The 20,654-nt window shown below is 40.2% G+C and carries 18 protein-coding genes; 14 read left to right on the top strand and 4 right to left on the bottom strand.

The features are described from left to right. The 12 genes from GGQ60_RS22925 to fabG all read left to right on the top strand — a co-directional run. The coding region (locus tag GGQ60_RS22925) for a hypothetical protein (protein ID WP_221236028.1) at positions 1-225 on the top strand (225 nt) is incomplete at its 5' end. Positions 226-437: 212 nt separating this feature from the next. Next, the gene (gene sucD / locus GGQ60_RS22795) at positions 438-1,310 is read left to right on the top strand and encodes a succinate--CoA ligase subunit alpha (RefSeq protein ID WP_183768769.1); all 873 of its coding nucleotides are present in this window, start codon (positions 438-440) and stop codon (positions 1,308-1,310) included. 330 nt (positions 1,311-1,640) lie between these two features. Then, positions 1,641-2,144 (top strand): methionine-R-sulfoxide reductase, encoded by a 504-nt coding sequence (locus tag GGQ60_RS22790; RefSeq protein ID WP_183768767.1) that lies wholly within the window; start codon positions 1,641-1,643, stop codon positions 2,142-2,144. 636 nt (positions 2,145-2,780) lie between these two features. Next, positions 2,781-3,164 carry a septal ring lytic transglycosylase RlpA family protein gene (locus GGQ60_RS22785; RefSeq protein ID WP_183768765.1) on the top strand — a complete coding sequence of 128 codons (384 nt, stop codon included), beginning with the start codon at positions 2,781-2,783 and terminating at the stop codon, positions 3,162-3,164. 452 nt (positions 3,165-3,616) lie between these two features. Continuing rightward, entirely contained in the window at positions 3,617-4,588 is a 972-nt protein-coding gene (locus GGQ60_RS22780; protein ID WP_090771670.1) for a ribonucleoside-diphosphate reductase small subunit, read from the top strand. A 155-nt stretch (positions 4,589-4,743) separates the two neighbouring features. Then, the gene (locus tag GGQ60_RS22775) at positions 4,744-7,128 is read left to right on the top strand and encodes a ribonucleoside-diphosphate reductase subunit alpha (RefSeq protein WP_183768763.1); all 2,385 of its coding nucleotides are present in this window, start codon (positions 4,744-4,746) and stop codon (positions 7,126-7,128) included. Positions 7,129-7,326: 198 nt separating this feature from the next. Then, entirely contained in the window at positions 7,327-7,548 is a 222-nt protein-coding gene (locus GGQ60_RS22770) for a cysteine-rich CWC family protein (RefSeq protein ID WP_183768761.1), read from the top strand. Positions 7,549-7,917: 369 nt separating this feature from the next. Continuing rightward, a complete protein-coding gene (locus tag GGQ60_RS22765) occupies positions 7,918-9,885 on the top strand; it encodes an SPFH domain-containing protein (protein ID WP_183768759.1) in 1,968 nt (655 codons plus the stop codon). A gap of 159 nt (positions 9,886-10,044) precedes the next feature. After that, the gene (locus GGQ60_RS22760) at positions 10,045-10,278 is read left to right on the top strand and encodes a hypothetical protein (RefSeq protein WP_183768757.1); all 234 of its coding nucleotides are present in this window, start codon (positions 10,045-10,047) and stop codon (positions 10,276-10,278) included. A 195-nt stretch (positions 10,279-10,473) separates the two neighbouring features. Then, on the top strand, positions 10,474-11,349 hold the full coding sequence (locus GGQ60_RS22755; RefSeq protein ID WP_183768755.1) for a carbon-nitrogen hydrolase: 876 nt from the start codon (positions 10,474-10,476) through the stop codon (positions 11,347-11,349). A 76-nt stretch (positions 11,350-11,425) separates the two neighbouring features. Further along, positions 11,426-12,502, top strand: coding sequence for an agmatine deiminase family protein (locus tag GGQ60_RS22750; protein ID WP_183768753.1), 1,077 nt, complete (start codon positions 11,426-11,428; stop codon positions 12,500-12,502). 123 nt (positions 12,503-12,625) lie between these two features. After that, positions 12,626-13,369: a 3-oxoacyl-[acyl-carrier-protein] reductase gene (gene fabG, locus GGQ60_RS22745; protein WP_183768751.1), complete on the top strand. Its 744-nt coding sequence runs from the start codon at positions 12,626-12,628 to the stop codon at positions 13,367-13,369. 183 nt (positions 13,370-13,552) lie between these two features. Here fabG and GGQ60_RS22740 read toward each other — a convergent pair whose 3' ends face one another. Continuing rightward, entirely contained in the window at positions 13,553-14,287 is a 735-nt protein-coding gene (locus GGQ60_RS22740; protein ID WP_183768749.1) for a L,D-transpeptidase family protein, read from the bottom strand. A gap of 204 nt (positions 14,288-14,491) precedes the next feature. On the opposite strand from GGQ60_RS22740, the gene GGQ60_RS22735 reads away from it, so the two are divergent. Beyond that, positions 14,492-16,576, top strand: coding sequence for a hypothetical protein (locus tag GGQ60_RS22735; RefSeq protein WP_183768747.1), 2,085 nt, complete (start codon positions 14,492-14,494; stop codon positions 16,574-16,576). Between the two features lie 228 nt (positions 16,577-16,804). After that, on the top strand, positions 16,805-17,353 hold the full coding sequence (locus GGQ60_RS22730) for an REP-associated tyrosine transposase (RefSeq protein WP_183768745.1): 549 nt from the start codon (positions 16,805-16,807) through the stop codon (positions 17,351-17,353). Between the two features lie 318 nt (positions 17,354-17,671). Here GGQ60_RS22730 and GGQ60_RS22725 read toward each other — a convergent pair whose 3' ends face one another. The 3 genes from GGQ60_RS22725 to eno all read right to left on the bottom strand — a co-directional run bounded on the left by GGQ60_RS22725 (position 17,672) and on the right by eno (position 20,253). Next, entirely contained in the window at positions 17,672-18,286 is a 615-nt protein-coding gene (locus GGQ60_RS22725; RefSeq protein ID WP_183768743.1) for a trimeric intracellular cation channel family protein, read from the bottom strand. 173 nt (positions 18,287-18,459) lie between these two features. Next, positions 18,460-18,759 (bottom strand): FtsB family cell division protein, encoded by a 300-nt coding sequence (locus GGQ60_RS22720; RefSeq protein WP_025145767.1) that lies wholly within the window; start codon positions 18,757-18,759, stop codon positions 18,460-18,462. Between the two features lie 198 nt (positions 18,760-18,957). Further along, positions 18,958-20,253, bottom strand: a complete 1,296-nt coding sequence (gene eno / locus GGQ60_RS22715) for a phosphopyruvate hydratase (RefSeq protein WP_183768741.1) — start codon at positions 20,251-20,253, stop codon at positions 18,958-18,960. Positions 20,254-20,654 lie beyond the last annotated feature (401 nt).

The raw sequence follows: 20,654 nt of genomic DNA, 5'->3' as shown, positions 1-20,654 counted from the left end.
CATAGTGGTTCCGGTTTTTCATCGGAAAGAACGGAGAGCGGGACTGAAGCTCACCAAAGGAACGGGACTGCTCATTTTCTGATTAAAGAGACAATTTTTTATTCGGAAACGAGTGGTTTGTGTTTCCTGGCGGTCTTTAGCCCTGCCATTCGCTTTACTCTGTTGCACTGTTACCGAAAGGCCTGCTCCGGTTTATTTCCGGAAGTCTTTTATCCTTCAATTTAACCGCTTCCAATAGCCAGGTGTAATTACTGGTAGAATCTTTTTTATAACAGTAATACAATAATTGATTTTGCCTTGCGCTTTTAGCTTTAGTCTTTCCCCTTTTAGCTTAAAACCATTTCCTTACATTTTCCTGAAAAAACGGGGCAAATAATATGCTTTTCGGTTTGACTTTCCAGTCAATAATATTAGCTTTGCACAAAAAAAATTGATACATGAGCGTTTTAGTAAATAAAGATTCTAAGGTTATCGTTCAGGGTTTTACCGGAAACGAAGGAACTTACCACGCCGAGCAGATGCTGGCCTATGGTACAAACGTAGTTGGTGGTGTAACGCCTGGCAAAGGTGGGCAATTACATTTAGATAAGCCTGTTTTTAATACTGTTAAAGATGCCGTTGATCAAACGGGTGCAAATGTATCGATCATTTTTGTGCCACCGGCTTTTGCTGCTGATGCAATTATGGAAGCTGCCGAAGGTGGAATTAAAGTTATTGTTTGTATTACCGAAGGTATCCCTACAAAGGATATGATTCAGGTTAAAGAATATATTACAGGTCGTGATGTTACTTTGATTGGCCCTAACTGCCCGGGTATTATTACAGCCGACGAAGCTAAAATTGGTATCATGCCAGGTTTTATCTTCAAAAAAGGTAATGTAGGTGTGGTTTCTAAATCAGGAACTTTAACTTACGAAGCCGTAGATCAGGTTGTGAAAGCTGGTCTAGGTATTACCACTGCGATTGGTATCGGTGGCGACCCAATTATCGGAACCCCTACTGTAGAAGCAGTTAAATTGTTAATGAACGATCCTGAAACTCACGGTATTATCATGATCGGTGAAATTGGTGGTGGAATGGAAGCTGAAGCTGCCCGTTGGATCAAGGAGCACGGTACTAAACCTGTTGTTGGTTTCATTGCCGGCCAGACTGCGCCTCCGGGACGTAGAATGGGCCATGCCGGTGCCATTGTTGGCGGTGCTGATGATACTGCAGCTGCAAAAATGAAAATCATGCGTGAGTGCGGCATCCGTGTAGTAGAAAGCCCTGCTGAAATCGGTGCTGCAATGGCTGAAGAATTAGCGAAGTAAGATTTTTAAATTTACATAAAGAAAAGCGTTTCGGTTAAGTTCGGAGCGCTTTTTGTTTTATTACACTTTATCGATCATAAATGGAGGGTAGGTGCGAAGCGGCAGGTTTTTATAATTGCCACGGAGACACAGAGCGGCACGGAAATAAAAATGGAAGAATATTGGGATTATTATTAGATTAGTTCACAATTATCGTTATGGATTATTCGTAGACTTAAGAACTTACACTTAAACCATGATCTTCTAATCCATTTATCATTCCTTTGTAAACACTAATATAAACCGGTTAATCAGCAAACCAAAACCTATAGTTTTAACGTATATTGTAACATGAGAACAATGTTAAATAAACTATTTTTAGCTTCGGCTGTTGTGTTAATCGCTACATTTTCGGCCTGTGCACAGAAGCAGGATAAAAATGAAGCAAAGGCAACCAAAGAAGCAACACCCATTATACCCAAGAAAAAAATGAACTGGAATCCATTAACACCCGAAGAAGAAAGAGTAATCGTACATAAAGGTACCGAATATCCGGGAACAGGTAAATATGAGCATACCACAGATAAAGGAACCTATACCTGTAAACGCTGCAACGCAGCCCTGTACCGCTCAGAAAGCAAATTCGATGCACATTGCGGCTGGCCTGCCTTTGATGATGAAATTAAAGGTGCGGTAAAGCGTATTCCTGATGCAGATGGTTCGCGTACAGAAATTGTGTGTGCCAACTGTGGTGCACATTTGGGTCACGTATTTTTAGGAGAAGGTTTTACCAATAAAGACACCCGCCATTGTGTAAATTCGATCTCGATGAATTTCGTGCCCGATCAGAAATAAGTTGGATGTAGAGGGGTTAGGTAAAGGCGTAAGGCGATAAGCTTTACGCCTTTTTTGTGGCTGTTTGTGATCAAATCAAATAGTCAATCATTTGGGCGATTTTTTAAAGATATGGTGTTTGTCAAATGCCTTATTTAGTTGTACTAACCGGTACAAACCCGCTATCCGAAAGTAATAATGAAACATAAATTCCTGCTCTTCGGCCTAAACTTATTTAATTTTTACACAGCCCAGCATGCCTGGGTAACTGGAGAGGGATACGACTTAATAATGCTAAAGGCAATCCAAAGCAGGCTTTGGAAAGCGACAATAAAGAAGAAAACGGCCTGGCTGCTAAGCATCTGGATATGGTCTAAAAAATGATTAAAATCAGTAAACAGGAACACCGCACCCTGGCTTTATTCAACTTTTTAATTCCGTTTTTAGAACAGGAAATGAAATAAATTATCGCATTACACTTACTTTTTTTCAACAGGCAAAAACCTTACCTGGCATGGTGTTAGGTAGCGATTTTATGGATAAAGCAGTGGTGCGGCATGGGATTAAAGAGCCTTGTTTTGCCGGATGAATGCTGATTAACCGCTTCATTTTAAACTAAATGCTTATATTTGCGGGCTCGATAAAGAATTTTAGCCTATGAAGTATCTTCTGTTATTAAGTAGTTTGTTCTTGTTTTTGCACAGTAACGCACAAGATTCTGCCTCGCCAGTAAATGCAACAGACAGTATTCAGAAAACAGTTCTTGCCACTTATTATCACCGGAAATTTGAAGGCCACCGCACCACAAGCGGCGCCCGCTACAGGGCAAAAAAACTCACCGCCGCACATCGCACCCTGCCATTTGGTACAATGGTTACCGTAACCAACCCGGCTAACGGAAAATCGGTAGTGGTAAAGGTAAATGACCGAGGCCCTTTCTCCAAAAGGCTGGCCATCGATTTGTCAGAAAGAGCTGCTAAACAGATCGGTATCTACCACAAAGGTATCGCTAAAGTTAACCTCAGTTATACGGTTGAATAGTATTCCTTTTAGCTCTATTCTGAGCTTAAAACACTCCTTAAATTTAAGTTATTAACACTTGTTTTGGTTTGTTAAAGGCTTGAAATTAAATGATTAGCTTTTTTTTGGCTCGAAAATGAGATTTGGCTGATCGTTTTTGCCCAACAATCGGGGAGGGTGTTAACAACTTTGGTTCACTAAAAACCACCACCGTATATATATTTGTTATAACAAAGTTCTTTAACTTCTTGCGCTTGAAAACAAATATAAAAGCTTAGTTTTTAGTAATTTATGCGTATATCTCTCAGATTACATTTTTAAATTTTCCGAACTAAAAACTCAGTTGTTTGTCAGGTAATAGGGTTAGCACTTTCACTACAGCGTTTTGATAAAAGACATTACAATCATCATATAAAATTGATGGATGCGTGTCTTCGTCGGCTCTGTTAAAATAGATTTTAAAATATCAGCGTATGGAACAGGAATTATTACTACAAGAAAACAAAGACAGGTTTGTGCTCCTTCCGATCAAGTATCCGAAAGTTTGGGAGATGTATAAAAGAACAGAGGCCAGTTTCTGGACTGCCGAGGAAATCGACCTTTCTGACGACCTGAAACATTGGGAAAACCTTAACGACGGTGAAAGACATTTCATATCTCACATTTTAGCTTTTTTTGCAGCCAGTGATGGCATTGTAAACGAAAATCTTGCAGTAAATTTCATGAGTGAAGTTCAGATTCCGGAAGCCCGTTGTTTTTACGGTTTCCAGATCATGATGGAAAACATCCACTCAGAAACCTATGCTTTATTAATCGATACCTACATCAAAGATCCTGAAGAAAAAGACCGTTTGTTCCATGCCATTGATACTGTTCCGGCAGTAAAAAGAAAGGCTGAGTGGGCTTTACGCTGGATTGATAACGGAACTTTTGCCGAGCGCTTAGTGGCTTTTGCTGCGGTTGAAGGTATTTTCTTCAGCGGGAGTTTCTGCTCAATCTTCTGGTTGAAGAAACGCGGTTTGATGCCTGGTTTAACTTTCAGTAACGAGCTGATCTCGAGAGATGAGGGTTCACACTGCGAATTTGCCTGCCTGTTGTACAGCATGTTAAGCAATAAGTTGAGCGAAGAACAGGTGCATGGCATTATCAGCGATGCAGTTGAAATCGAAAAAGAATTTATTACCGATGCATTACCGGTTGCCCTGATTGGAATGAATGCAAAACTGATGAGCCAGTATATCGAGTTTGTTGCCGATAGATGGTTGCAGGAATTAGGTTACAAAAAAATATACAATGCAACCAATCCTTTCGATTTTATGGAAATGATCTCCTTGCAGGGTAAAACCAATTTCTTCGAGAAACGTGTTGGCGATTATCAGAAAAGTGGTGTATTAACCGCAGCCGATAATAAAGCACAGGCGTTTTCTTTGGATGAAGACTTTTAAAGGTTAAAGGTAGAGGGCGGAAGGTTTTGATGCCTGTACTTACTACTTGATACTATAAAATAAATAATAAAAAATACAAACGTGAATCTTCTGTCTTGATACTTATTACTCAATACTTATTCACGACTTGATATAAAACTTAAATCTCATAAAATATGTTCGTACTAAAAAGAGATGGCCGCAAAGAAGCGGTGCAATTTGACAAAATCACAGCCCGTATTCAAAAACTTTGCTATGGCTTAAATTCAGACCTTGTAGACCCGATTGATGTAGCTAAAAAGGTAATCGAAGGTTTATACGATGGGGTAACCACATCTGAGCTGGATAACCTTGCCGCAGAAACAGCTGCATCGTTAACGACTAAGCATCCTGATTATGCTTTATTAGCTTCGCGTATTGCGGTTTCCAACCTGCATAAAAACACCACTAAATCATTCTCGGGTACGATGAAAATGTTGTACGAATATTTCGACCCGAAAGCGCAGAAAGCAGCTCCGCTTATTGCTGATGATGTTTATGAGATTATTGAAAAAAATGCAGAGATTTTAGATAGCTCTATTATTTACGACCGCGATTTCGGTTTCGATTATTTCGGTTTTAAAACCTTAGAAAAATCATACCTTTTAAAGGTTAACAATAAAATTGTTGAGCGTCCTCAGCATTTATTCATGCGTGTTTCTGTTGGTATCCACAAAGAAGATATCGAGAGCGCCATTAAAACCTATAACTTAATGAGCGAGCGTTGGTTTACGCATGCTACACCAACGTTGTTCAATGCCGCTACACCAAAACCTCAAATGTCGTCGTGTTTCTTGTTAACCATGCAGGATGACAGCATCGAAGGTATTTACGATACGTTAAAACAAACCGCTAAAATTTCGCAAAGTGCAGGCGGTATCGGTTTAAGCATTCACAACATCCGTGCAACCGGTTCATATATTGGTGGTACCAATGGTACAAGCAATGGTATTATCCCAATGTTACGCGTATTTAACGATACCGCGCGCTACGTAGATCAGGGTGGAGGCAAACGTAAAGGTGCTTTTGCTATTTATTTAGAGCCTTGGCACGCAGATGTTTTCGAATTTTTGGATCTTCGTAAAAACCACGGTAAAGAAGAAATGCGCGCGCGCGATTTATTCTATGCACTTTGGATCAACGATTTGTTTATGCAACGTGTTAAAGATAATGGCGACTGGACCTTGTTCTGTCCGCACGAAGCACCAGGTTTAGCAGATTGTTTCGGTAAGGAATTTGAAGATCTATATATTAAATATGAAGCCGAAGGCCGTGGCCGTAAAACCATTAAAGCGCAGGAACTCTGGTTTGCTATCTTAGATTCGCAGATTGAAACCGGTACACCATATATGTTGTTTAAAGATGCGGCGAACAGCAAATCTAACCAGCAGAATTTAGGAACCATTAAAAGTTCTAACCTGTGTACCGAAATTATAGAGTATACCTCAAAAGATGAAGTTGCAGTTTGTAACTTGGCATCGCTTGCTTTACCACGTTTCGTGATCAACGGTGCTTTCGATCACCAAAAATTATACGATGTAACTTACCAGGCTACTTTAAACCTGAATAAGATCATCGATCACAACTATTACCCGGTTCAGGAAGCTGAAAACTCTAACATGCGCCACAGGCCGGTTGGTTTAGGTGTACAAGGTTTAGCTGATGCCTTTATCCTGTTGCGTTTACCTTTCGAAAGCGACGAGGCCAAACGTTTAAACAAAGATATCTTCGAAACCATTTATTACGCTTCGATGTCGGCTTCACATGATTTGGCAGTGAAACATGGTCCTTACCAGTCATTTAAAGGTTCTCCTTTATCAAAAGGTAAATTCCAGTTCGATCTGTGGAATGTAACACCAGACAGCGGCCGTTGGGATTGGGATGCATTGCGTAAAAAGATAGTTAAAGATGGCGTATACAACTCATTATTGGTTGCACCAATGCCAACTGCATCTACTTCGCAGATTTTAGGTAACAATGAGTGTTTCGAACCTTACACTTCTAACATTTACACCCGCCGTGTATTGAGTGGAGAGTTTGTGGTTGTAAACAAACACTTATTGAAAGATTTAGTGGCCTTAGGTTTATGGAACAACGATATGAAAAACAAAATCATATTGGCTAACGGTTCAATCCAGGCTATTCCTGAAATTCCTGATTACATCAAAGAACTGTACAAAACTGTTTGGGAGATTAAGATGCGCAACATCATCGATATGGCTGCCGACCGTGGTGCCTATATCTGCCAGTCGCAGTCTTTAAACCTGTTCGTAAACGCACCGAACACCTCAAAATTAACTTCAATGCACTTCTATGCATGGGAGAAAGGTTTGAAAACCGGTATGTATTATCTACGTACACAAGCAGCTTCGCAAGCGGTTAAATTTACAGTAGAGAACCAGGGTGGTAAAGCAATTGAAGCGGTTATCCCAGCTGAAATTCCACAAGATCAGGTTGCTGAAGAAATCATCACTGGCCCGGTTTGTACCATGGAAGAAGGCTGCATTAGCTGTTCAGGTTAAGGCAGAGGGCTGGAAGGCGGAAGGCTTAAGGTCGCTAGCGCCGTCAATTGCGAGGCACGGAGCAATCTTAAATGCAATAGTTAACCCCTTCTCATCATAAAGCAATAAAATAGATAAGGTTTTGGGCAAAAGCTCAAAACCTTATTTTTTGTTTATATTTTTGTAATGCAATAGGTTTTACCTTAAACCCTATACCTTATGCCTTCAACCTTGAAACAGAGCAAACACGAAATCATTCCCTGCGAAAGATGCGGAACCGCTATTGAGTGCAAGGCAAACTCTTATACCAAATGCCAGTGTAGTGTGGTGCAACTCAGCATCAATGAAGTGCAGTATATTTCTGAACTGTACGATGGCTGCCTATGCGCCAAATGCCTGTTCGAACTGCAACAGGAATACAGAACCGAAATCGGAGCATAATCTTCGTGACTTAGTGGCAGTATAAAGCCAGGTGTACCCCAATCAGGTCAATTCTATAGGTCCAAAAAAGGACGGCTTTTTTCTTTTAATTGTTAAAAGTACAATTAAAATTTCTGAAGCTGCAAGGTAAAAAGAAAAAGGCAGTTTTTGGCTGTTTATAAGCGTTTGGTTAAGCAATTGCTAAAAATGTCATCTGCAGTTTGCACTTCTGTAATCGTGTTTCTTGAAGCTTCTTTTGGGCCTTAAAATCAAATAAAAATTTCTTAAAAATAACTGTTAAATCTGGTAACAATGCACACAATTTGATGTCAATAGCATGCTTAATAAATGGTTTATTAGGCTAAAAAAAACATAAAAAACATATAAATTATGGAATCGCTCATTTCAAATTACTGGTGGGTTTTAGTGGCACTGTTGTGCTTAGTTTTATACAAATATATTTTACGTTTCTTATTCGGGATGGTCATCGTACCCGAGGATAGGATCGGCTTGATTACCAAAAAATTCGTGCTCTTGGGGTCAGATCGCGAACTGCCTGATGGGCGCATTATCGCCATAAAAGGTGAGGCAGGTTTCCAGGGAAAAACACTGGCCCCTGGGTTGTATTTCGGGATGTGGTTCTGGCAATATAGTGTAACCATGGAGCAGTTCACCATTATTCCCGAAGGTAAAATCGGGTTGATTATGGCCAAAGACGGGGCCGAAATCCCGACAGGAAATATCCTGGGGCAAAAAGTAGAATCGGATAACTTCCAGGATGCGGTTAAGTTCCTCGAAAACGGTGGTCAGCGGGGTAGGCAAACCGCTTACATCACTTCCGGTTCGTACCGGATTAATACCATGTTATTCCAGGTCTCGGTTACCGATATGGTCCGCATTCAGGAAAGCATGGTAGGTATTGTGACTACCTTGGATGGTTTACCTATTGAAGCCAACCAGATTGCAGGCAAACTGGTAGAAGGACACAATAACTTTCAGGATTTTGATGCCTTTGTAAAACAGGGCGGTAACCGGGGTTTGCAACCGCAGGTTATTTTAGCAGGTTCATACAATTTAAACCCCTGGGCTATCCAGTTGGAAGAAATACCCATGACCGAAATTGCCATTGGTTACGTAGGTGTGGTGATCTCGTTTATCGGTAAAGAAGGCGACGATTTAACCGGTGCTGATTTTAAACACGGTAATATTGTAGCCAAAGGATCGAAAGGGGTATGGCTGGAACCACTTGGGCCGGGGAAATACCCGATTAACAAATACATTATGAAGGTAGAGCTGGTGCCTACTACCAATTTGGTATTAAACTGGGCGTCGGCGCGCAGCGAGGCACATAACCTCGATAAAAATCTTTCAACCATTACGGTACGTTCGAGAGATGGTTTCCCTTTTAATCTGGATGTGGCACAGATTATTCATGTGCCTACCACCGAGGCACCAAAAGTAATTGCCCGTTTTGGTAATATGGTTAACCTGGTTTCGCAGGTATTGGAGCCTACAATTGGTAACTATTTCCGTAACTCGGCGCAGGGCAGCGATGTAATTGCCTTTCTCAGTACCCGTAAAGAACGCCAGGAGTCGGCCAAAGAGCATATTCGTAAAGTGCTCGACGAGTACAACGTGAATGCGGTAGATACTTTAATTGGCGACATTGTACCACCAGAATCGTTAATGAAAACCTTAACCGACCGTAAAATTGCTGAGGAGCAAAAGGTGACTTACGAAACGCAAAAACAGGCCCAGGAAACGCGCCAGGGTATGGAAAAAGAAACCGCCATTGCCGATATGCAGAAAGATATCGTAAAAGCGCAACAAAGTGTTGAAATTGCCGAACGTACAGCAAGTGCAACGGTGAAAAAATCGGAGGGCGATGCCGCCGGAGTAAAACTGGCTGTAGGTGCTGAAGCCGAAGCTACGAAAATGCGGGCACATGCCGAAGCTGAAGCTACGAAAGCACGTGCACAGGCCGATTCGGAAGCGATTAAATTACGTGCATCAGCAGAGGCTGAACAGATTTCGTTAACCGGTAGTGCCGAAGCAGGTAAAATTTTAGCGGTAGGTAAATCTACGGCCGAGGCTTATGAACTTGCTGTTAAGGCTTTGGGTGGCGAAAACTTTACCCGTTACAAAATTACCGAAGAGCTATCGAAAGGAAATGTAAAACTGATTCCCGACGTATTGATTGGTGGAAATGGGGGTAACCATGGAGGGTCGGCAATGGATGGCCTGCTGGGTTTAAAACTGATGGAATTAATGGACCCTGAAAAACGTAAAGAGGTAGTTGACGTAGCAGAAATTGTAGAAACAAAACAAAAACCTAAAAAGGATAATATTAATCCATAATTTGTTTCAGAATAGAATAAAAAGTCCCGACAGCAGTTGGGGCTTTTTATCATAATTTTCGACGACATTGTATTGGGTTCGATGGCGAAAACATTTGTCTTCATTTTTATAATCTACGTTATTGTTGTGAGGAGTGTATTAGGTTGTGCATTAACTTTTATGAATTCTATATATGAAAGAAATGAAGTTGTTAGAATTAAGGGGGTTGTAATAAATAAAATCGAAAAAAAAGGGCGTTATAGATCCGTTGGCGTATATGAACTTACTATAAAGGACCAGATAGGGAGGGAAATAATCCTTGAAACAAAACCCAGTATTCTTAAAAACTATGCTTTAAACGATAAGGTAGAGATCGATATGAAAAAAGGAATCTTAAACTTGTTATATAGGTAAGCAACAGCAAAAGAAACCTGGTTCTAATTATGTTTGCTTTTTTATATTTTTATACAAACCTTACAGCCTTTGCCTTTATAGCTTAAACCTTTTTAGTAACTTTGCAGCCGGTTTAGCATGATAGAATTTTGAATGATTGAATGGTTTTGTAAATTCATTCATTCCATCATTCGCTCATCCAATAATTTCAAAAATATGAAGAAGGTAAAAGTTGGCCTGGTGCAGATGAGCTGTACTAAAGATAAGCAGGAAAATTTAGATAAAGCGATTACGAAAATAAGGGAAGCCGCTGCAAAGGGTGCACAGATTGTATGTTTGCAGGAGCTTTTTACATCCCTGTACTTCTGCGATGTTGAAGATTACGATAATTTCGACCTGGCAGAAGCTATTCCAGGCCCATCAACCGATGCTTTACAGGTAGTTGCCAAAGAACTGGGAGTAGTTATCATTGCTTCGCTGTTTGAAAAACGTGCCGAAGGTTTGTACCACAATACTACTGCAGTTTTAGATGCCGATGGGGCTTATTTAGGTAAATACCGTAAAATGCATATTCCGGATGATCCGGCCTACTACGAGAAATTTTACTTTACGCCGGGCGATTTAGGTTATAAGGTTTTCCAGACCAAATTTGCTAAAATCGGTATTTTAATCTGTTGGGACCAATGGTATCCGGAAGCATCGCGCATTACTGCACTGATGGGAGCCGATATCATGTTTTACCCAACTGCAATTGGTTGGGCTACTGATCAGGATGAGGAAACGAATCAAGATCAGTACAATGCATGGCAAACCATTCAACGCGCTCATGCCGTTGCCAATGGCGTTCCGGTAGTGAGTGTAAACCGGGTTGGTTTTGAGCAGGATGGTGCCATGAAATTCTGGGGCGGAAGCTTTGCTACCAATGCCCAGGGACGTTTACTTTATTTAGCTTCGCACGATCAGGAAGAAACTGAAGTAGTGGAGCTGGATCTAACCCAGTCAGACTTTTTCCGTAAACACTGGCCATTTTTAAGAGACAGAAGGATTGATTCTTATCAGCCGATTACCAAAAGGTATCTTGACGGGGATTAAGCTGAAAGCCTAAAGCATAAATTAAAAATCCATGGTTCGTGTCCTCACGAACCATTCATTTTATAAATTAAATTAGATGTCAAATTTCCCTCCAAGAGAAAATTTAAATATTAATCACTTCGATTACTCACCCAAACAGCAAGGATATGCTTTCCCAGCCGAGTGGGCTAAACATGAGGCTACCTGGTTAAGTTGGCCACATAAAGAAGCCTCATGGCCAGGAAAGATCGAAACCATTTATGCCCCTTATTGCCAGTTTATAAAAGTGGTGGCTGAGGGCGAAAAAGTGCGGATTAATGTAAAAGATGAAGAAATGAAAGCTTTTGCTATTGCCGAACTTCAAAAAGTGGATGCCGATTTAACACAGATTGAATTTTATTTCAATGAAACTAACGATGCCTGGTGCCGCGATCATGGACCTGCCTTTGTGGTTAAAGAAAATGAAAAAGCAGTGGTAGATTGGGGCTACAACGCCTGGGGAGGAAAATACCCGCCGTTTGATCTGGATGATGTTGTGCCAACCAAAATAGCCCAACACTTTAACCTGCCTTTATTTGCACCTGATATTGTAATGGAAGGCGGTTCAGTAGAGTTTAATGGCGCGGGCACGGTTTTAACTACTACTGCCTGTCTATTGAACGAAAACCGCAATCCACATTTAACAAAGGAGCAGATAGAACAGTATTTGCTTGAATATTATGGCCAGGAGCAGGTGTTGTGGTTAGGAGACGGCATTGTTGGCGATGATACCGATGGTCACATCGACGATATTACCCGATTTGTAAACGAGGATACCGTTTTAACGGTGGTAGAAAGTAATCCCTTGGATGAAAACTATATACTGTTGCAAGAGAACCTGGAGGCTTTAAAAGCAATGAAACTGAAAGATGGCCGTGCACTAAATATTGTGAAGCTGCCTATGCCTTCGCCTGTAATTTACGAAGATACCCGTTTACCCGCCTCTTACGCTAATTTTTATATCGCCAATTCGGCCGTAATTGTTCCGGTTTTTGATGATGTGAACGACCAGAAAGCTTTGGATATTATTCAGGGCTGTTTCCCTGACCGTAAGGTCGTAGGTATTAATTCCGTTGATATTATCTGGGGATTAGGTAGTTTCCATTGCCTGAGCCAGCAGGAACCGGCAGTATAAGTTCGGAGTTGACAGTTCGGAATTTTGAGTTGTTAATATGCAGCAATTAAACAATTTGACAATATTTCAGTAGAGTTATTAACTTTACAACATTAAAACATTTCAATTTTACAACATTTCATAATGAAATTACTAGAAGGAAAAACAGCATTAATTACCGGCGCATCAAAAGGAATTGGCCGTAAAATAGCGGAAAAATTTGCAGAGCAAGGTGCTAATGTAGCATTCACCTATTTATCATCAGTAGAAAAAGGCCAGGCATTAGAGCAAGAGTTGCAAAACTTTGGTACTAAAGTTAAGGGTTACCGTTCTGATGCATCCAAATTTGATGAAGCCGAGCAGTTGATCAATGATATTGTTGCAGAATTTGGGACCATCGATATTGTAGTAAATAACGCAGGTATTACCAAGGATGGCTTATTAATGCGAATGAGCGAAGAGAACTGGGATGATGTAATCAATATCAACTTAAAATCGATCTTCAACGTAACCAAAGCAGCTTCAAAAGTGATGATGAAGGCCCGTAAAGGTGTTTTTATTAACATGAGTTCGGTGGTGGGCGTTTCGGGTAATGCTGGTCAGGCCAATTATGCAGCATCTAAAGCAGGTATTATCGGTTTTACCAAATCGGTAGCGAAAGAGTTGGGATCAAGAAATATTCGTGCAAACGTTGTTGCCCCGGGCTTTATCCGTACCGAAATGACTGATGTTTTAGATCCTAAAGTAGTTGAAGGTTGGGAAAAAGATATTCCGTTAAAACGTGCCGGCGAAACTGAAGATATTGCCAATGTTTGCGTATTCCTGGCTTCTGATATGAGTGCTTATGTAACCGGACAAACGTTATCGGTTTGTGGTGGGATGCTGTAGAGAGGTAGAAGGCATAAGGTTTAAGGCGGAGGTTTTCTTTCCAAAGCGATAAAATAGTAAAGGCGTAAGGCGGGTAATTACCCTAAACCTTACGCCTTTTAGCTTTTACCTTGTTTAAGAGCAGAGCTTTGCAACATTTCAACCTTGAAAACATTCCAGCTTTAGAACATTTCAACCTTCGCACTACCTGACCAGGTATTTCCCTTTAACCTCACTAACATTCGGCTGGGTTTTATGCTGCTCAAAAGCTAAATAACCCGGTTGTAACGATTTCCAAAAACTGGCCTGGGCCGGGAATTGCCCTGAATATTTCTTTAAGTTTGCTTCGGTCATTTTGAAAGGATAAATGTTAACCGGAATCCTTTCCTGGCCGGCATTTCTCGCCTCAACACCTAAAATATAAACCTCCTTAATTTTTTCGTCTGTTAGGGGTATACATCCAACCGTTACACAGTTGCCGTGGATGTAGATATCGCCACCTGTTTTTCGATCTTTCCCTGTTCTGACTTGATCAACACTATTGGGATAATTTACTCCTAACGAAAGATGGAAATTGCTCATTGGGTTAAAAATGTTAATGTAGTAAAAACCTTCTGGTGTTTGTCCGTCCCCTTCCGTTACTTTTGGCCCCAGTGTGCCAGAATGCGCACAGAAATCGTAAGTGCGGAATAGTTTATAACCTTTATCAGTATTCGCCTTTAGCCAAACTTCCAATTTACCTTCACTTTTATAGGCATTGATTACCATCGAAAACCGGTCGCCAAACCCATCTGCCAGGATAAATTTTCTTAATGTCTCCCATTTTTCCTGGTATGCTTTTTCTACTCTTTCAAATTTAATTTGTGTGGCTTTAAAATTGTTTTGGGCATGCACCATAAGGCTTAGAGATAGCAGAAACGTTAAACAGATTAATTTCATAAAGATTGATTTGGTTAAAACTAATGAATTTATTTTTTTAACCGCAAAGGTCACAGAGATTTGTTTATTGGAATGGCGCAAAGAATGCTAAGTTTAGTTAATTGCCGGCTGCCTAATCACTTTGCAGTGCTTTGCGTAATTCTTTGCGTACTTTGCGGTTAATTAGCCTTGAAAATATCATCAAATTTACCATCTTTATGAAATATGAATAGCTTTTTTTCCGGTACTTCTGTTTTATCCTTTCTCGGTTGTTTAGCACTGGGCCTGTTGTATGCCTGGATACTTTATCGCAATAATAAAAACCTGGATAAAAAGCTTCAATACCTGCTTGCTGTATTAAGGGTTTTGGTGGTTACTGCCGTTGCCTGGCTTTTATTTGCTCCATTAATTAAAACCTTAAATTATACACTCGATAAGCCCGTTATCATCATCGGTCAGGATAATTCCTTGTCGGTAGGACAGGTTAAAGCCCCTGGTTTTGATGAAAAACAGTATGAGCAAAACCTGAAAGCCCTGCAGGACAAACTATCAGATAAATACGAGGTAAAAACTTATCACTTTTCCGACCGGGTGGCAGATGGCCTGGATTTTAAAAACCAGGGCAAATTAACCGATGCTGCAGCCTTTTTCCGCAAAGTGCAGGACGAATATACCAATCGTAACGTTGGCGCAGTTATTTTGGCTACAGATGGAATTTTTAATCATGGCGGTAGTCCGCTATATAGCCTTAACCAAATCAATGCACCGGTTTATACGGTTGCACTGGGGGATAGTATTCCAAAACGCGATGCATTGATCTCGAATGTGAATTACAATAATATTGTTTATCTGGATGATGATTTTACCGTTGAAGTTCAGGTACAGGCTTTTCAGAGCAATGGTGAAAATACCAGCTTAACGATTGCTCAGAATGGGAGTAAGGTGCAACAGCAAAATATTGCGATTAGCGGAAATTCTTTTGTAAAAAGCATTCCGCTTAAACTGCATGCCGGTAAAATTGGGGTGCAAAAATATACTGTACAGCTTGGTACCTTGCCAAACGAAATGACCACGAGGAATAACAGCCAGAGCTTTTATGTGGAAGTTATTGACGGCAGGCAAAAAGTATTGCTCGCTGCTGCGGCGCCGCATCCCGATCTGGGCGTTTTAAAGGAGGCCATTTCGCTCAATAAACATTACGAGGCCAAACTGGCATTGGCGGATGATCTAAATGCTACAGATCCGGCCAAATTCGATTTAATTGTACTCTACCAATTGCCTGATATGCAGAATCTTTCAGCAGGTTTTTTGCAGAAGCTTAAATCGGCAAAGAAACCCCTTTGGTACATTTTAGGTGGCCAAAGTAACATCGTTGCTTTTAACCAGATGCAAAACCAGGTTAATTTAGCTTTGGCCAATGGTTCTGTACAGGAGGTTTATCCCGATTTCGCCAGTGGTTTTACAACTTTCAACTTAAGTGAGGCAGACAAAAAACAATTTACCACTTTCGATCCCCTGCTTGCTCCCTTTGGCAGGCTTACCGTTAATGCTGGTGCTACACCCGTTTTTAACCAGCGCATTGGCAAAGTGGCTACCCAGCAACCGCTGTTGTTTTTCACGAACGAAAATGGTTCGAAAGCGGGCTATCTAATGGGAGAGGGGCTATGGCGCTGGAAACTTTCGGAAGCTGAAAATGAAGCACCACAATCCGTTTTAAATGATCTGATTTCAAAAACGGTTCAGTACCTTTCGGTTAAAGATGATAAACGCAGGTTTAAGGTATTTATGGCTAAAGCCGCTTATGATGAAAATGAAAGTATTCAGTTTAATGCAACCCTTTATAACGACAGTTACCAGGCGGTTAATGCGCCTGAAGTAAATCTGCAGGTTAAAAATGAAGCCGGTAAGGTTTTCAACTATACTTTCTCCAAAACGGAAACGGGTTATCAGTTAGATGCCGGTACCATGCCTGCAGGTAATTATTCTTATCTGGCCAATACGGAACTGGGAGGGAAAAAATTTACGGCTTCGGGTAGTTTCTATGTAAATGCACTAATTGCAGAGTATCAACAAACAACGGCCAATCACCAATTATTAAATACGATGGCTAAACAAAGCAATGGCAAGCTTTTTATGTCTGAAAACCTGCTTAAAATAGCTGACGAGATTGCTAAAAACGAAAATATTAAAACCATCAGCTACGAAGACCGCAGGTATGATGAACTGATTAACATGAAGTGGCTATTCGGGTTGATTTTAATTTTACTGGGTACCGAGTGGTTTTTGAGGAAGCGGAATGGGGAATTGTAAGTTTGGAGTGCAGTCAGATGTTACCATCTGACTGACATTGTTTTAATTGAATTGATTAAGAAGTGCCAGATGGTAACATCTGACACCACGGATAAGATGTAAATAGGTATATGTGCAGTCAGATGTTACCATCTGACTGTTTAATAATAATTCATGATATTCAATCAATTAGCAAGTGGCTGATGATAACGGATCTGATGCCACTAAATACCACCAAATTGCAATTGTATGGGATTAAGAAACAGAAATTTATTTTTAGAGAAAAAATGTTTTTTTGTTACTACAAGTTGCTACAAACATATAAAACTGCTTCAAGATAATTGTTATAAATTAATCATTGTTAATAGCTTAAACTTCATTGCAGTTAAATATCAGATTTCAATTCTTGGTTATGTAATTATGCCCAATCACTTTCATATTTTGCTCTATTTCAATGAAGAAAATAAATTGTCGGATACCATGCGCGATCTGAAAAAATTCTGTGCATTTGAAATACGCAAATACCTTGAAGCTGACAAAAGTCCACTACTCAATCTGATTAGGATTGAAAATGAGAAACAGGTGTTTAAAGTTTGGAATGATAGATTTGATGATGTTTGGATAGGTAGCAAAGAACTCTTAGAAATTAAATTGGAATATATTCATCAAAATCCTTTACAATCTCATTGGAATTTATGTGAGTATCCTGAAGATTACAATTATAGTAGTGCGGCATTTTATCTTGGTAAACAGGATAGTATTGTTAAATTAACTGATTATAGAGATGTTTTTGATTGAAATAGCGTTGGTCCCAGACATCTGAATAATAATTGTTTTAATTGAAATTGATCTAAGAAGTGCCAGATGGTAACATCTGACACCACGGAGAATAGTAGTGCGGCATTTTATCTTGGTAAACAGGATGGTATTGTTAAATTAACTGATTATAGAGATATTTTTGATTGAAATAGCGTTGGTCCCAGACATCTGACTAATAATTGTTTTAATTGAAATTGATTTAAGAAGGGCCAGATGGTAACATCTGACACCACGGAGACAAGTTTGGAGTTATGAATCCCCAGATTCAGAACTCCGGGCTAAAAACGCCCAACTGTTTTAATGCCATTCATCTCTATACACAAACTTAGGCATGTGCCACTCGTAGCGGATGGAAAGGAGCCTTAGAGTTAAGCCTACTACAGCGGCAGAAACCGTGGCCAGCATTTCTGAACCATCAAAATGCTCTACCCCAATATAAACGGCACCAGTAACAATGGCGGCACTGGCATAAATCTCTTTGCGGAAAAGGAAAGGTACTTCGTTGCAAAGTACATCACGGAGCACACCACCCGCACAACCGGTTATCATGCCGCTAAATAACACAATTAAATAGGGAAGATGGATTTCTTGCGCTACCTGACAGCCAATAATGGTAAATACCACTAAACCCAAGGCATCCAGGTAAAGAAACAGTTTTTTAAGTTTGGTCATAATCGAAGCAATAAATGCTGCCAATAAAGCTGCTGCGGCTGTGATGACCAGGTACTCTGGATGTTCCACCCAGCTCATCGGGTAATGGCCGAACAACACATTCCGCACCGTGCCGCCACCTAAAGCCGTAACCCAGGCAATGATACAAACGCCAACCCAATCCATATCGCGCCGGCCTGCAGATAGTGCCGCGGTCATGGCCTCGGCGGTAATTGCTATAATGTAGAGGATGTGGAGCATGACCTAAGTTGAAACGTTACATGTTGGTATTGTTGGAAAGTTGCAGGTTGTAAACTTGATAGGTTCGTTAAACAAGTTAACTGTTTGAATTGGTTAACTGATTACCGGAATTATTCTAATGGTTAATTGTTGAAATTGCTGGGCGACTCCAAACCCCAACTCAAAACTATCAATTAATCTTTCTTCTCTTCCTGGATAATCACAAAAACATCTTCATTGTCTTTTTTCATGAAGTATTTTTCACGGGCGAACTTTTCGGCAGTATTTAAGTTGGTATTCAACTCATTTAAATCTTTTTTAACCTGTGCAGTTTCTTTCTCAAAATATTCTTTTTCTTCCTGCAGTTTGTTCGCCTGACTGCGGTATTCGTATTGCGACATCATATCGTTTTTATCGAAAAATAGCATCCACATGGCAAAAGCAACTGTTGCCAGGAAATATTTATTGCGGAAAAGGTCTATCAAACGTTTCATATATTGATATGAGATTTAGCTTTAAGATTTGAGAAGATCAAATCCAACAGGCAAATATACTATTAAAATAAAAACATCCGAAGATTTAAAATCTCCGGATGTTTCACAAATAAGTTTTTCAACTTATTAACACCTCTCTGCCTTATGGCATCTTCCTAAAGGAGAGAAAAGAATTCACCCCCAGGGTGATTCAGGCGCTTATTTTTTAGCGTATTTGAATTTTGAACCGATAAAACGTGCGTTTTCGCCCAATTCTTCTTCAATACGTAATAATTGATTGTATTTTGCAATCCTGTCTGAACGCGAAGCCGAACCGGTTTTAATCTGTCCGCAGTTTAAAGCAACAGCTAAATCAGCAATGGTAACATCTTCAGTTTCGCCAGAACGGTGACTCATTACCGAAGTATAGCCATTGTTTTGTGCTAAAGTTACTGCATTGATGGTTTCAGTTAAAGAACCGATCTGGTTCACTTTTACCAGGATAGAGTTTGCCGTATTTTCGTCAATACCACGTTGTAAACGGGTTACGTTGGTTACAAATAAATCATCACCAACCAATTGTACGCGGTCGCCGATTTTTTCAGTTAACGTTTTCCAGCCAGCCCAGTCGTTTTCATCCATACCATCTTCGATAGAGATAATTGGATATTTAGCAGAAAGATCGGCTAGATATTGTGCCTGCTCTTCGCTGGTACGGATTGCACCTTTATCGCCTTCAAATTTAGTGTAATCGTATTTACCATCTTTGTAGAACTCAGATGAAGCACAGTCTAAAGCTAAACAGATCTGCGAACCTGGTTTGTAACCAGCAGCTTCAATTGCTTTCAATACAGTTTCAATAGCATCTTCAGTACCATCAAAAGTTGGTGCAAAACCACCTTCATCACCTACAGCAGTAGATAAACCCCTATCGTGAAGAATTTTTTTCAGGTTATGGAAAACTTCAGTTCCCCAACGTAACGCCTCAGAGAAAGAAGGAGCGCCTACCGGCATAATCATAAACTCCTGGAATGCAATAGGTGCATCAGAGTGAGAACCTCCGTTGATGATGTTCATCATCGGAATAGGCAAAGTGTTTGCATTTACACCGCCAATGTAACGGTATAATGGCTGGCCAATTTCGTCAGCAGCAGCTTTTGCTACAGCTAAAGAAACACCTAAAATGGCATTAGCACCTAAGTTACCTTTGTTTTCGGTACCATCAAGGTCCAACATAAGTTTGTCAATTGCGTTTTGTTCAAAAACATCGATACCTCTCAATGCATCAGCAATTTTAGTATTTACATTTTCTACCGCTTTTAAAACGCCTTTACCCAAATATGTAGATTTATCTCCATCACGTAACTCAACAGCCTCATATTGTCCGGTAGATGCACCACTTGGTACTGCAGCACGGCCAAATGCACCTGCTTCTGTTGCTACTTCTACTTCTACTGTTGGATTTCCTCTTGAATCGAGGATTTGTCTCGCATGGACATTAACGATTATGCTCATTTTATTTTAATTTTTTATTGATTTCTTAACTAGCTTAGTGTATAAAGTACAATTACTAAGCGCAACATCAAAGTTAGTATAATTTTTAAATAAATAAAGGTTTTTGGGCTTTAATGTTAGGGCAGTTTTTCAAATTAATAAGGGATTGATTTTAAGTTAATATTGGTTGTAGGTTCGTATTACAACTTATGATTTTTAGAGACTTAGGCCATAATACTTTTTTGAAAAGCAATTGCAGCAGCGCATTGGCCAGGCTTAATCCTTCTTTTCAACAGAAGTTCCCGAGTATTGCGCTCCCAATAAAAAAATAGGATTAGGAAATGAGTGGGCTGTGGTTCATGGCAGTTTGCAGTCCCGCTTTTCATTTCAAGTCCTCACTGCGCTCCGGGCTTTACATTGCA

It is taken from the genome of Pedobacter zeae, assembly GCF_014196715.1.
Lineage (GTDB): Bacteria > Bacteroidota > Bacteroidia > Sphingobacteriales > Sphingobacteriaceae > Pedobacter > Pedobacter zeae.
Note: the sequence above shows the minus strand (reverse complement) of the source record. Positions and strands in the feature narration are given on the sequence as shown.